Genomic DNA, 12737 nt, shown 5'->3' with positions numbered 1-12737 from the left:
CGCACTCCCTCCTCTGGCACCGGCGCTTGTTGAAGGACCTCCGGCGCCGCTCGGCCCGCTCGCGGATCGCGACGGCCGCCAAAGACACAGCGCGCCGGGAGAGCGGCGCGCCGTGACCCCGCGCCAGCGACGTATGGTGGCGGTCGGCAGCGTGGTCGTGGGGATCTCCGTCGCGGCCTATTTCGCGCTCACGGCGTTCCAGGAGAACCTCTTGTTCTTCTATACGCCGACCGAGGTCGTCACCGGAAAGGTCCCGGACGGCGCGGCCATCCGGCTCGGGGGGCTGGTCGTGGACGGCAGCGTCGCGCGCGAGGCGGACGGGCTCACGGTGCGCTTCACGCTCACCGATCTAACCCAGACCGTGCCGGTCTTCTACCGCGGCATCCTCCCAGACCTGTTCCGCGAGGGCCAGGGGATCGTGGCCCAGGGACGCATGGGCCAGGACCGCGTATTCGCCGCGAGCGAGGTGCTCGCCAAGCACGACGAGAACTACATGCCGCCCGAGGTCGCGGGCGCGCTCGCCGGCAAGAAGCTACCCTTCGGAAAGGCATCCCCAACCGGAATTACACAGGGTTCCGCACCATGATCCCCGAGATCGGTCACCTGGCCCTGATCCTGGCGCTCGGGCTCGCGCTCGTTCAATGCATCCTGCCGCTCGCCGGCGCCCAGCGCGGGATCGTCGGCTGGATGGCCACGGCGAGGCCGGCGGCCTACGGACAATGCCTGTTCCTGATCGTGGCCTTCGTATGCCTGGCCACGAGCTTCCTCACGCACGACTTCTCGGTGCTCTATGTCGCCAACAACTCCAACACCGCCCTGCCCTGGCCCTATCGGATCGCGGCGGTATGGGGCGCGCACGAGGGCTCGCTGCTCCTCTGGAGCCTGATCCTGACCGTCTGGATGGTCGCGGTGGGGCGCTTCAGCGCCGGCATGACCCTGGCCTTCCGCTCGCGGGTGCTCGGGGTCATGGGCGGGATCAGCGTGGCGTTTCTGCTCTTCATGATCCTGACCTCGAACCCCTTCGCGCGCCATTTCCCGGCGCCCGCCGAGGGCCGCGATCTCAATCCCCTGCTCCAGGACCCGGGACTCATCGTGCACCCGCCCATGCTCTACATGGGCTATGTCGGGTTCTCGGTGGCCTTCAGCTTCGCGCTCGCGGCGCTCATCGGCGGCCATCTCGATGCCGCATGGGCGCGCTGGTCGCGACCCTGGACGGTGGTCGCGTGGCTGTTCCTCACCCTCGGAGTCACGCTCGGGAGCTGGTGGGCGTACTATGAGCTCGGCTGGGGCGGGTTCTGGTTCTGGGACCCGGTCGAGAACGCCTCCTTCATGCCGTGGCTGGTCGGCACGGCGCTCATCCACTCCCTCGCCGTCACCGACAAGCGCGACGCCTTCAAGGCCTGGACCTGCCTGCTCGCGATCTCTGCCTTTTCGCTGAGCCTGCTCGGCACCTTCCTGGTACGCTCGGGCGTCTTGACCTCGGTGCATGCCTTCGCGACGGACCCGAAACGCGGGGTATTCATCCTGGTGATCCTGGCGATCACGGTGGGCGGCTCGCTCTTGCTCTACGCCATCCGCGCCCCCCGGATCCGCGACACCGGCCAGTTCGAGCCCGTCTCCCGCGAGGGGGCGCTGTTGCTCAACAACATCGTGTTGATGGTGGCCGCTGCGAGCGTCCTGCTCGGGACGCTCTATCCCCTGGTCCTCGACGCGCTGGACCTCGGCAAGATCTCGGTCGGCCCTCCGTACTTCAACACCGTGGTCCTGCCGCTCCTCGGTGGCCTAGGGCTCGTGCTCGGGATCGGCCCGATCATGCGCTGGAAACGGCAGGAGCTGCGCGATCTCGCACGCCGCATCGGGTGGGCCCCGCTCCTGGCCCTGGTGCTCGCGGGTGTGGTCGTCTGGTGGCGCGGCGGGGAGCACTTCCTCCAGGCCGTGGCCGGTCTCTTCGTGGCCGTCTGGGTGGTGCTGACGGCGATCCAGGGCGTGCGCGAGCGGCTGGTCCATCAGCACGGGTTTGCCGGGGCGGTGCGCGCCCTGTCGCGCGGGTTCCTCGGCATGACCCTGGCCCATCTCGGCCTCGCCGCGGGGATCACCGGGGTGACCTTGACCTCGCTCTACGGGGTCGAGCGCGACGTGCCCCTCAAGCGCGGGGAGTCAGCCGAGGCCGGCGGCTACCGGTTCCGCCTCGACGGCCTGCGCGATGTCCTGGGCCCGAACTACCAGGCCATCGAGGCCAAGGTCACGGTATCCCGCGACGAGGAGACCATCGCGGTCTTGAGGCCGCAAAAACGCGTCTATCGCGTGCAGACCGAGGCCATGACCGAGGCCGCGATCGACCCGGGTCTCTTCCGCGATCTATTCGTGGCCCTGGGCGAGCCCATCCGAGACGACGGCTTCAGCCTGCGCATCCAGTACAAGCCCGGAGTGCGCCTCATCTGGCTCGGCGGCCTCATGATGGTGTTGGGAGGGGTGCTGGCCGCGAGCGATCGGCGCTACCGGCTCGCGCCACGCCGCGCCCCGGACGTGTTGCCCGAAGGCGTGGCGGCCGTTTAAGGTCACGATGCTTCGCTATGGCCTTCCCCTCCTCGTCTTCGGGGTCATCCTGTATTTTCTCTTCGGCGGGCTGTCGCGCGATCCCAGGCTCGTCCCCTCGCCGCTTGTCGGCAAGCCCGTGCCGGCCTTCGATCTGCCGCAACTGCACACGCCCGAGACCCGCTCGAGCCAGGCCGATCTGGTCGGCACCCCGACCCTGGTCAATGTCTGGGCAAGCTGGTGCGTCGCCTGCCGCGACGAGCACGAGGTCTTGCTGCGGCTCGCCGAAGCACGGCGCGTGCGGGTGCTCGGACTCAATTACAAAGACGAGCGCGACGACGCCCTCGACTGGCTGTCCCGCCTCGGGGACCCCTACGAGTCGATCATCGTGGACGGGGACGGGCGCGCGGCCATCGACTGGGGCGTCTATGGCGTGCCGGAGAGTTTCCTCGTGGATGCGGAGGGCATCATCCGTTACAAGCACGTCGGACCGCTCACCTGGGCGCTGGTCGAAGACGAGTTGTTCCCCCTGCTGAAGGGCCCGGGGCGCCCGTAACCATGCCGGTGCTCGCCCTGCTCGTCCTTTTCATGGTCTTCGGGCCCGCGCTTGCGGCGGATCCGGCGGTGTTCCGTTTCGAGGACGCCGCCTCGGAGGCGCGTTTTCAGGCCATCACCAAAGAGCTGCGCTGCCTGGTGTGTCAGAACCAGTCGCTCGCGGACTCCCATGCCGAGCTCGCCGGGGACCTGCGGCGCGAGGTCCACGAGATGATCAAGGCCGGAAAGGAAGATCGAGAGATCGTCGAGTTCCTGGTGCGGCGTTACGGGGACTTCGTGCTCTACCGGCCGCCGCTCGATCCCAGGACGGCAGCCCTGTGGCTCGGACCGATCGGCCTCTTCCTGCTCGCGGGCCTCGTAGGGTTCATCGCGCTCCGCCGGCGGGGGGCGACGCCGCCACCGGAAGTGGCTGCGGAGGAACGGGCGCGCATCCTGGCGCTCTTGCAAAGCGGGCCACAGAACGGCGCGACTGGGACCCCGAGCGATCGATGACGGCGTTCTGGCTCGGGGCGGGGGCGATGGTGGGTGCCGCGTTGCTCATCGTCCTGAGACCGCTGCTTTTCCCGCGCGATCCGAAAGACCCGGGCGCGGAGGAATCCGAGATCGCCGTTTACCGCGAGCGGCTGCGCGAGCTGAGGCAAGACGTAGCGCGCGGGGCGCTGACCGAGGCCGATTCGGAAAAGGCCGAACGCGAGCTCCAAGCGGCATTTGCGCGCGACACGGCGGCCGCCGTGCCTTCCACGGGCCCGCGGCGCAGAGAGCGGCACTGGATCACGGCCGCGGTGATCGGGCTCGGCCTGCCCCTCGTGTCCCTCTTGCTCTACGAGCGCATCGGTGCACGCGAGGAGGTGGGGCTCATCCTCGCGAACGAGCGGGCCGCCGAGGCCCAGTCCGAGCACCTCCGTGCCATCGCCCAGCGCTATGAGGCCGAGGTCACCGCCGCCCCCGGTGACGCCGAGGCCTGGATGGCGCTGGGGCGCGCCTATCTGGCGCTCGGCGAGGCCGGCAAGGCCATGGAGGCGCTCAGCCGGGCCCAGGTGCTCCTGGGGGATGAACCGGATCTCCTCGCCGACTATGCCAAGGCCATGGCCCAGGCACAGGGCGGACGCTTCGACGGCGGGCCTTGGCGGCTCCTGGAGCGCGCGCTCGCCAAGGACCCGGACCACCCGATGACGCTCTGGCTCGCGGCCGCGGCCAGCCTGGAGCGTGAGGAGCGGCCCCAAGCCCGCGCCTATCTGGAGCGCCTGCGCGCACAGCTCGAACCCGGCAGCGAGGGGGAGAAGATGGTCCAGGCCCACCTGGCCATGCTTGGCGAAGCGCACGCCGGGCCGGCGACGGGGGGGGAGGCGGTGGCGGCAGAAGGCCGGTCCATAGCCCAATCCCCGTCGGGCCAATCCCCGCCGGACCCGTCCCCACCGGCCCAATCGCCTCAGTCGCCAGCAGCGCCGGAGACGCGCACCGAGGCGCGGGTCGAGGTCCGGGTGGAATTAAATGGGGCGCTACGGGAGCGGGTGTCGCCCTCGGACACCGTGTTCGTGTTCGCGCGCGCCCCCAAGGGCCCGCGCATGCCGCTGGCCGTCGCACGGCGTCCGGCCAAGGACCTGCCCGTGACGATCGTGCTCGACGACAGCCAGGCGATGGCCCCGGAGATGCGCATGTCGCGCTTTTCGGAGGTCCTGGTCGGGGCCCGCGTGTCGCGTTCCGGAAACCCCATGCCGCAGACCGGGGACCTCGAAGGACTGGCGGAAGGGATCGTGGCGCTCGGCAAGCAACCGACCGCTCTCGTCACGATCGATCGGGTGGTCCCGTGAGCGGCGCGCCCCCCGTGATCGGGGGCAGGAAGGCCACCTCATCGCCGTCGCGGACCGGCGTATCGGGGCTCGCGTACTCGTGATTCACGGCCAAGAGCACCTGGGGCGGCAGCGGCACACCCCCGCTCACCTGCGACCACAGGCTCGCAACGGTCCCCCCCGGGGCGACCTCGACCGACTCCTCACCGCGCCCGAAGCGCTCCCGGAGGCTCGCGAGGTATCTGACTTCGACGGACATGCGCGTGACCGTACATGAGCAAGCTGTCCCATTTCAACCCCCGGGGCGAGGCCCACATGGTGGACATCGGAGCGAAACCGGTGACCCGGCGTGTGGCGGTCGCGGAAGGGCGGATCCTGATGGAGGGCGAGACCTTGCGCCTGATCGAGGCGGGCGCGCACCGGAAAGGGGATGTCCTCGGCATCGCGCGCATCGCCGGGATCATGGGCGCCAAGAAGACCGCGGATTTGGTGCCGCTCTGCCACCCCTTGAGCCTGACGCACGCCGAGGTCGATCTCGTGCCGATCCCCGACGAGGGCGCCGTCCACTGCCGCTGCCGGGTCGAGACCGAGGGCAAGACCGGCGTCGAGATGGAGGCGCTCGCCGCCGTCCAGATCGCCCTCCTCACGATCTACGACATGTGCAAATCGGTCGACCGGGGAATGACGATCACGGGCGTGCGGCTTATGGAAAAGTCCGGCGGGCGATCGGGTACCTGGCGGCGCGGGGCGTGAGTTAGTTAGAGCCTGAGGCGCGCCGTTTACGCGGTCCCAGCTAAGGCACTCAATACAAACCTCCGGCGCCGATCGCATGCGCGGCCTTCCGGAAGGCGGGTTACGGGTTGGCACCAGGACGGTGGTGAAGCATGCGGGCTAGCCCGCGACGCCGTCCAGCGGGCTCACCACCCCCCGGCCCCCCATTTGTTCAGGACATGCGTGTAGATAGATCATCGTGGTCGACACGTCCTTGTGGCCGAAGAGTTCCTGTACCGTCCTGATGTCGTAGCCGGATTGCAGCAGGTGGGTGGCGAATGAATGCCGAAGCGTATGCGGCGTGGCCAGTTTGGCGACGCCCGCGCTTCGTACGGCCTGCTGCATCGCACGCTGCAGGGCCTTCTCGTCCGCATGGTGCCGCCGCACCACCCCGGAACGTGGGTCTACCGAGTGCGTGCGCGCCGGAAACACATATTGCCACGCCCACTGCCGAGGCGCGCCTGGATACTTGCGGGCGAGGGCATCGGGGAGATAGACCTCGCCGTAGCCGGCTTCCAGATCCGCCTCGTGGAGCTTCTTGACCCTGACGAGGTGTCTCTCAGCGGGACTGCGAGGCTCTGCGGCAGCACCGTCATGCGATCTTTCGCTCCCTTGCCCTGCCGGACTACGATCTCGCCCTTCCGAAATCGACATCCTTCACCCGAAGCCGCACACATTCCATGATCCGCATCCAGGTCCCGTAGAGCAGGCGGATCATGAATCCCACCGTGCCGCTGAGATGCGCGAGGATCGATTCGACCTCGTCGCGCGTCAGGACCGCCGGCAGGCACTGCGGTCGCTTTGCCGACTCGATGCTTTCGAGCCAGGGCAGAGGCTCCCCGAGGACCACCCTTGTGGAGGAACAGGACCGCACTCTTGGCCTGGTTCTGCGTCGAGGCCGATACCCGCTTCGCCATCGCGAGATGCGTCAGGAATGCCTCGACCTCCGGGGCCCCCATGTCTCAGGGGTGTCGTCTGTTGTGATGCAACACCAGGCCAGGTTATATAAATGACTGGCTCTAAAGCGTCGGATCCAGTCCACATACGCCTGCTCCGTCCTTATGCTATAGTGCTTCCGCTGACCTTGCGGCTGCTCTAGCCGCTTTTGGATGGGCTAACCCCTTGACTAAGGAGAGAATCATGACTGTAGCCAATGTTTCACGAACTCGCGCCCTCCGAGGGTTGCCGAAAGAATTGCAGGTCGCACAGAGCGCAATCGGGCTTCCGGAGGTCCAAGAGATGCTTCGCAAGCTCTTCGAGTACAATCTGGGCATTTATATGCCCCACATGCACGACGAGCAATCTGGTGCATTCCAGCCCCTTCCCCCCGGCATCACGCAGGTGGAAGATGGTCTGAAAGTGACGTTCCAGGCGGAGGAAGAGTGCAAGGATGAGCCCAACCGCTCTTACATGCCGGTAGGGTGGGTCTGGAATCCCGGAACAGTGACAGCGACTGATCCAGCGAAGTGTGTACTGAGATGCTCAGCCAGATGTACAATCGAGGGCACGATGCACACCAGCGGGCACGACTCCCATCACGGGACTTTGTGAAATTAGGGTAAAACTGGGGTCAGCCGTAGTTGAGAAAGTTTTGCCCATCAACCGTTTCGAGAGGGGCGCGGCACTTTATGCCGCGCCCCTTAGATTATTGAGTTGATGATCTTCCCAGCTTGCAGTTCCTGACGAATCGCTCGGGCGCGAGAACAGCCTCTTCCTCTTCAGTGGTTCTACACAAGCCCACGGTTGATTATCACAAGTATTCTGAAACCTATTCTTACAACCAAAAAACCATCTTAAGAGAAACGGTGTTGGATGTTATATCCAGTCATAACATTCAATCCATGCTCGACATTGGCGCCGGCTGGACTGAGACAGCGCTAGTCTATAAGAATGCCGTGAAAGACTATGTTGCCGTCGAGCAGGATGACGAAATAGCAGAACTGCTTGAAAAAGAAGGGTTGGTTGTAATCAACGAAAGTTTTCCATGCACCGTTGAAGATAAATTTGAACTCGTCTTGTCATCTCATTCAATACCCGAACAAGTTGAAGCTTACGAAACGTTCTTACAAACCGCATGGAAGAGTACGAACAAGCAAGGCTATTTAATGATTATCACGTTCAAAGGAGCAAACGACACGCTCGTAGGCCTCAGTAACGAACTAATACCAGAGAGGGCCTTTCAGAAAGAGGACGGGAGGTTCGAAGAGATGATGCGAATACTTCAATCGTTTGGTGATCCAGTGATAAGCACGGTGACCAGCTGTCGAAAAACAAAAGCTCCTGAAGATATCGCTCACAGTATTTCTTGGGCGTTTCGTTTAGATTATGATCAATGGAAAGATAGATTGCTTTCTGTATTGGAAAGTCGGTTTAAAGACGAACATGGTTATTTCTTTTCTCACGAACATCTAGTCCTCCTTCTTAAAAAGTAAATAGGTTCAAATCATAAACCGCCATTCTCAATATCCGACCTATTCAAAATAATAAGCCAACATGAGCGGTTGCATCGCTCCGTCCATGCAAATAAATTATGCTGCGTGGTCACGTCAAACGGACACCCAACGAGTCATTCCACCCGACCCGCGATAGCATGTCTCTCATCATCCTTCGTCCCGCGGCGCAAGTCGGATGCAGTCCGCGCGGGCGGGTGAATTTCAGCGTTGAACTAAACCGCTTACGCGGTAGGGTGATTCTCCTCACGCGTAGCGAGCTGCTGTACCCCTCTCCAGTCTTCCGGTCTTCGCTTTTTCTCCTATCTGTCTGCCGCAAGGGCATCGCCTGATGCCTGGGCGGTGCGCTTGGTCGTGCCGATCGATTCTTCGAGCTTGAAGGTGATCACCATGACGGCATTACGGCAACAGATGGAAAACGATATGGTCCTGCGTCGGATGGCGGTCCGTACCCGGCAGTCGTACATCGAGGCGGTCCGGGGGTTGACGAAGTTTTATCGGCGGAGCCCCGATAAGATCGCGGTTGGGGAGGTGCAAAGCTACCTCCTGCATCTCCTGCAGGAGCAGGGGCTCTCGCACAGCACCTGTAACCTCGTCACCAACCGAACGGGCAGGAGCCCGGATTTTATGAGGTACAGGATGAACGGCCTGCGGTTTTTCTATCGCATCACCCTCGGGCAACGTGAGACGGAGTTTTGCCTCCCGCGTCCCAAAGCGCCTCAGCGGCTGCCAGGAGATCTTGAGTCGCGAGGAGATCGAGCGGCTCTTCGAGGTCACGATGAACCTCGAGCATCGGGCGCTCTTGATGGCACAGCGCCGGGCTTCGGGTCAGCGAGGTCGCACGTCTCAAGGTCACGGACATCGACAGTCACCGCATGACGATCCGCGTCGATCAGGGCAAGGAGCGGCTGGAGCTCGCGCACATCTTCCGCGAACACGGCGAGGCCTATCGCCGTACGCATCGGGTCTGCGCGCCACAGCGCCGCGTGATGCAGGCCATCGAGGACTGCCGTACGGCGGCCCTCGGTGGCCATCTGGAAGTGTGTGATCACTGCGACGCAGAAGTGGCGCGTTACCACTCCTGCCGCAACCGCCACTGCCCGAAATGCCAGACGCTGGCCAAGGAGCGCTGGGTCGAGGCACGCACGGCCGAGCTCCTGCCGGTGCCCTATTTCCATCTGGTCTTCACCCTGCCCCATGAGATCAACACGCTCGCCCAGGGAAATCCAAAGGTGATCTACCACCTCCTGTTCAGGCGGCCTCGGACACCTTGCAATCCTTCGGTCGGGATCCCAAGTGGCTCGGGGGCGAGATCGGGATCACGATGGTGCTCCACACGTGGGGCCAGAATCTCGCTCAGCACCTGCATGTGCACTGTGTGGTCAGCGGCGGTGCGCTCGCCCCCGATGAACGGTGGATCCCCGCCAAGCGCGGGTTCCTCTTCCCGGTGCGGGCGCTCTCCGTGGTGTTCCGGGCGAAATACCTCGAAGCGCTCCAACAGGCGTTCGAGGCACAAAAGCTCGAGTTCGCCGGGCAGACCATACCGCTCGGGGAGCCCTCGGCCTTCGGGACGTTCCTCGCCAAGCTCCGGGCCAAGGACTGGGTGGTCTACGCCAAGCCCCCCTTCGGCGGTCCCGAGCAGGTGCTCGCTTACCTCGGGCGCTATACCCACCGGATCGCCATCGGCAACGAGCGCCTCCTGGATTGCGAGAACGGCGAGGTTCGCTTCCGCTACCAGCACGGGAACAAGACCAAGGTGATGTGCCTCCCGGTCGAGGAATTCATCCGTCGGTTTCTGCTCCACGTGCTCCCCAAGGGCTTCATGCGGATCCGACACTATGGCCTCCTCGCCAATCGCCATCGTACCGAACACCTGGCCGCCTGCCGGACCGCCCTCGATGCACCTACTCCGGCGCCTGCCGAACCCGAAACCGTCGAGGCCTTCCTCTCGCGCGTGCTCGGGACCGATGCCAACCGCTGCCCGCACTGTGGCCTAGGACGGCTGCGCCCTATCAGAGCACTCCCCCCTCTCCCGCGGGCCACCGGCCCACCGCTCTTGCGATGGGCGGCCTGAACCGAACGGGCAGGAGCCCGGCTTTTATGAGGCTTGCGCCTCCCCGCTCCGAGCTTGCTCGCGGGACATAGCGGAGTGCGAAACGAAAGATATGAAATGGAACTCATCGCTATATGATCAAAAACACTCTTTCGTATTCAAGTATGGAGAAGAGGTGCTTGCACTGCTTAACCCTCAGCGCGGGGAGCGCATCTTGGATGTTGGGTGTGGCACGGGTCATCTCACCAAGCTCATTGCCGAAGCCGGAGCCAAGGTTGTGGGCATTGATAACTCGCCGGAAATGATTGAGGCCGCACGTGCAGCGTCTCCCGATATTGATTTTGTTGTGGCCGACGCAGCCGATTTCTCGTTTACAGAGCCTTTCGATGCCGTTTTCTCAAATGCCGCGCTTCACTGGGTAACTGAAGCGGAACGAGCTGTGGTTTGTATGGCGCGGTCCCTCAAGCAAGGCGGTAGGTTTGTCATTGAATTGGGAGGTAAAGGCAACATTGCCGCGATCACGAGGGCCGTTCGGGAAGCCATCTGGGAGGTGTTACAAGTCAAGGTCGAGCATGGCCGTTACTACCCTAGCGTCTCGGAATACTCGGGCTTGCTCGAGCGGCATGGCCTCCTGGTAAGAAGTGCAGTCCTTTTTGACAGGCCAACAAAGCTCGAAGCAGGAGAACAGGGCTTGCGGAACTGGATAGCGATGTTTGACCAGGATGTGATGAGCAATGTCCGGGATGATAAAAAAGAGCAGGTGATACGAAAGGTGGAGGATAAGACACGATGCATACTATTCGTAGACGGGTATTGGTTTGCCGACTACAGACGATTGCGAATGGTGGCGCATAAAGAATAACCACGGTAGATTAATAGCAAGCTAACCCGGTGCTCAACTCGGACGGCGCCAAAAAGCCGCGCGCTGGTGAGATTGTTTCGTTCGGCTACAAACGATCGTGAATTGAGATGCATGGTGGCCAGTAATCAGACATGAAGCTCACTATCCGCCCGCTCACACCCGATCTGTGGCCGGCGCTTGAGGACTTTTTCGGCAACAACGGCGCCTGCAACGGCTGCTGGTGCATGTATGGAGCGGATCGGCAGCGCCTATCGCAAGAGGCCGCGCGAGGAAAACAAGGCGGCGTTCCGAGAGGTCGTGAAGCACGGTCCGCCCCCGGGCTTGCTCGCCTTCGACGGCGACGTGGCCGTGGGCTGGTGCCAGCTTACGCCGCGCGATGCCTTGCCGTGGCTCGATCGCACGTGGCGGCTTAAGCGCGTGGATGATGTGCCAGTCTGGTCGCTCTCCTGCTTCTATGTGCGCAAGGGCTATCGCAGGCGAGGCGTCACGTCCGCGCTGATCGCAGCGGCGTTGAAAGCGGCAAAGCGCGCAAACGCGCCCGCGCTCGAAGCCTATCCATTTGATGCGGACGTGTCGCCGAGTGCTTCGGGCAGCGGCTATGCCTCAACCTTCGCGCGCGCCGGATTCAAGACGGTCGTTCGCCGCGCACCGGCTCGCCCGATCATGCGCCACGACCTGAAGGCGATCGCGCTATGAGCCTCGATCACCGACACCTCAATACCAAGAAAGCCGAACAAGGACATGCCGCCGACGCGCTAAAGCGCGTGACTGATATCCAGCGTTCGGCGTCTTGAGTGAATGAAGTGAATGGTCCATATCCGAGAGGAACGACCAGAAGACAAAGTAGCAATCCGAAAGGTAAACGAGCAGGCTTTTGGTCAACCGCAGGAAGCCAATCTTGTGGACACCTTGCGCAGGAACTGCGGTGATTTTCTGTCGCTAGTGGCAGTAGCGGATGAACAGATTGTCGGTCATGCCTTGTTCAGTCCAGTGACGGTGGAAACTGACCGAGAGAAAGTGTTGGGCATGGGGTTAGGACCTATGGCAGTGCTACCAGGGCACCAGCGGCAAGGCGTTGGCACTCAATTGATCAAGTATGGTATCAGCAAACTACGGGTCGACGGATGCCCTTTCATAATAGTGTTGGGGCACCCCGAGTATTACCCGCGATTCGGTTTTAAACCGGCAAGTCGTCATGGCATAAGCAGCGAATGGCAAGTACCAGATAATGCATTTATGGTTTTTGTGTTCGACCAGTCCAAAATGGCAGGACAGGCTCTCACGAATCCAAACCATCATCACCAAAAGGAGGCATCATGACAACTTCCATCCCCCGCAAGGCCCTTATTGCGATCACCAGCTACAACGGCGTCTTCTACGCAGATGGGAAGCGCACCGGCCTGTTCTTCACCGAGGCGCTCCACCCGTTCGCGGCGCTGACCAAGGCGGGCTTCGACGTGGACCTCGCCACCGAGACGGGCACCTTCGGTTTTGACGAGCACTCGCTGATGAAGGAGTTGGGAGTAGATCCCCCTCTGACCTTAGAATCAATGAGTTAGGCGAGGGTCTGTCGTCGAATATGACAATTTTGTCGGGGGGGCTAGGTGGGTGATGGGGCAGGAGACCTCTGGGATAATAGGAAGTTGGTAAATCAAACCTAGATCCGGAGGGCTGCCCCAATGAGAGTTTCACACGAATGCACCGCACGTGTCACCCCTTTG

Annotated in this window: 13 protein-coding genes and 2 pseudogenes; 13 read left to right on the top strand and 2 right to left on the bottom strand. The window is 62.9% G+C overall.

Annotated elements, in window-relative coordinates; all coding sequences use genetic code 11:
- Nucleotides 1–133: 133 nt before the first annotated feature.
- Genes ccmE through ccmI form a run of 5 tightly spaced genes read left to right on the top strand, consistent with a single transcriptional unit; the run spans nt 134 to nt 4901 of the window.
- The gene (gene ccmE, locus M3461_13235; protein MDQ3775236.1) at nt 134–586 is read left to right on the top strand and encodes a cytochrome c maturation protein CcmE; all 453 of its coding nucleotides are present in this window, start codon (nt 134–136) and stop codon (nt 584–586) included.
- Nucleotides 583–2556, top strand: a complete 1974-nt coding sequence (locus M3461_13230) for a heme lyase CcmF/NrfE family subunit (GenBank protein MDQ3775235.1) — start codon at nt 583–585, stop codon at nt 2554–2556. The genes ccmE and M3461_13230 overlap by 4 nt, the downstream gene beginning before the upstream one ends.
- A 7-nt stretch (nt 2557–2563) precedes the next feature.
- A complete protein-coding gene (locus M3461_13225) occupies nt 2564–3091 on the top strand; it encodes a DsbE family thiol:disulfide interchange protein (protein MDQ3775234.1) in 528 nt (175 codons plus the stop codon).
- Between the two features lie 2 nt (nt 3092–3093).
- Nucleotides 3094–3582, top strand: coding sequence for a cytochrome c-type biogenesis protein CcmH (locus M3461_13220; protein MDQ3775233.1), 489 nt, complete (start codon nt 3094–3096; stop codon nt 3580–3582).
- Nucleotides 3579–4901, top strand: coding sequence for a c-type cytochrome biogenesis protein CcmI (gene ccmI, locus M3461_13215; GenBank protein ID MDQ3775232.1), 1323 nt, complete (start codon nt 3579–3581; stop codon nt 4899–4901). The genes M3461_13220 and ccmI overlap by 4 nt, the downstream gene beginning before the upstream one ends.
- On the opposite strand, the gene M3461_13210 is transcribed toward ccmI, so the two are convergent.
- On the bottom strand, nt 4876–5139 hold the full coding sequence (locus tag M3461_13210) for a MoaD/ThiS family protein (GenBank protein ID MDQ3775231.1): 264 nt from the start codon (nt 5137–5139) through the stop codon (nt 4876–4878). The genes ccmI and M3461_13210 overlap by 26 nt on opposite strands.
- A 14-nt stretch (nt 5140–5153) precedes the next feature.
- Here M3461_13210 and moaC point away from each other — a divergent pair, with 14 nt between their 5' ends.
- Entirely contained in the window at nt 5154–5633 is a 480-nt protein-coding gene (gene moaC, locus M3461_13205; protein ID MDQ3775230.1) for a cyclic pyranopterin monophosphate synthase MoaC, read from the top strand.
- Nucleotides 5634–5771: 138 nt separating this feature from the next.
- Here the strand turns inward: moaC and M3461_13200 are convergent.
- Nucleotides 5772–6762: pseudogene (locus M3461_13200) on the bottom strand (integron integrase).
- A gap of 559 nt (nt 6763–7321) precedes the next feature.
- Between M3461_13200 and M3461_13195 the strand changes: the two are divergent.
- From M3461_13195 to M3461_13165, 7 genes and pseudogenes are all read left to right on the top strand, one after another.
- On the top strand, nt 7322–8083 hold the full coding sequence (locus M3461_13195) for a class I SAM-dependent methyltransferase (protein MDQ3775229.1): 762 nt from the start codon (nt 7322–7324) through the stop codon (nt 8081–8083).
- Between the two features lie 893 nt (nt 8084–8976).
- Nucleotides 8977–9234 (top strand): annotated as a pseudogene (locus tag M3461_13190) (transposase zinc-binding domain-containing protein).
- Nucleotides 9235–9371: 137 nt separating this feature from the next.
- Nucleotides 9372–10175, top strand: a complete 804-nt coding sequence (locus M3461_13185) for a transposase (GenBank protein MDQ3775228.1) — start codon at nt 9372–9374, stop codon at nt 10173–10175.
- Nucleotides 10176–10266: 91 nt separating this feature from the next.
- Nucleotides 10267–11016 carry a methyltransferase domain-containing protein gene (locus M3461_13180; GenBank protein MDQ3775227.1) on the top strand — a complete coding sequence of 250 codons (750 nt, stop codon included), beginning with the start codon at nt 10267–10269 and terminating at the stop codon, nt 11014–11016.
- A 228-nt stretch (nt 11017–11244) separates the two neighbouring features.
- Complete coding sequence (locus M3461_13175) at nt 11245–11712, top strand: GNAT family N-acetyltransferase (protein MDQ3775226.1); 468 nt, start codon at nt 11245–11247, stop codon at nt 11710–11712.
- Nucleotides 11713–11823: 111 nt separating this feature from the next.
- Nucleotides 11824–12336, top strand: a complete 513-nt coding sequence (locus M3461_13170) for an N-acetyltransferase (GenBank protein ID MDQ3775225.1) — start codon at nt 11824–11826, stop codon at nt 12334–12336.
- A complete protein-coding gene (locus M3461_13165) occupies nt 12333–12575 on the top strand; it encodes a hypothetical protein (GenBank protein ID MDQ3775224.1) in 243 nt (80 codons plus the stop codon). The genes M3461_13170 and M3461_13165 overlap by 4 nt, the downstream gene beginning before the upstream one ends.
- Nucleotides 12576–12737 lie beyond the last annotated feature (162 nt).

Source organism: Pseudomonadota bacterium (genome assembly GCA_030860485.1).
In the GTDB taxonomy this organism is placed as follows: domain Bacteria; phylum Pseudomonadota; class Gammaproteobacteria; order JACCXJ01; family JACCXJ01; genus JACCXJ01.
The sequence above is the reverse complement of the archived record's forward strand: the minus strand, read 5'-3'. Positions and strand labels throughout refer to the sequence as shown.

Coding starts and splice junctions, on each gene's coding strand:
- M3461_13165 (MDQ3775224.1), top strand. CDS start 12,333: ATGACAACTTCCATCCCCCGCAAGGCCCTTATTGCGATCACCAGCTAC.
- ccmE (MDQ3775236.1), top strand. CDS start 134: ATGGTGGCGGTCGGCAGCGTGGTCGTGGGGATCTCCGTCGCGGCCTAT.
- M3461_13230 (MDQ3775235.1), top strand. CDS start 583: ATGATCCCCGAGATCGGTCACCTGGCCCTGATCCTGGCGCTCGGGCTC.
- M3461_13210 (MDQ3775231.1), bottom strand. CDS start 5,139: ATGTCCGTCGAAGTCAGATACCTCGCGAGCCTCCGGGAGCGCTTCGGG.
- M3461_13220 (MDQ3775233.1), top strand. CDS start 3,094: ATGCCGGTGCTCGCCCTGCTCGTCCTTTTCATGGTCTTCGGGCCCGCG.
- moaC (MDQ3775230.1), top strand. CDS start 5,154: ATGAGCAAGCTGTCCCATTTCAACCCCCGGGGCGAGGCCCACATGGTG.
- M3461_13175 (MDQ3775226.1), top strand. CDS start 11,245: ATGGAGCGGATCGGCAGCGCCTATCGCAAGAGGCCGCGCGAGGAAAAC.
- ccmI (MDQ3775232.1), top strand. CDS start 3,579: ATGACGGCGTTCTGGCTCGGGGCGGGGGCGATGGTGGGTGCCGCGTTG.
- M3461_13170 (MDQ3775225.1), top strand. CDS start 11,824: ATGGTCCATATCCGAGAGGAACGACCAGAAGACAAAGTAGCAATCCGA.
- M3461_13180 (MDQ3775227.1), top strand. CDS start 10,267: ATGAAATGGAACTCATCGCTATATGATCAAAAACACTCTTTCGTATTC.
- M3461_13225 (MDQ3775234.1), top strand. CDS start 2,564: ATGCTTCGCTATGGCCTTCCCCTCCTCGTCTTCGGGGTCATCCTGTAT.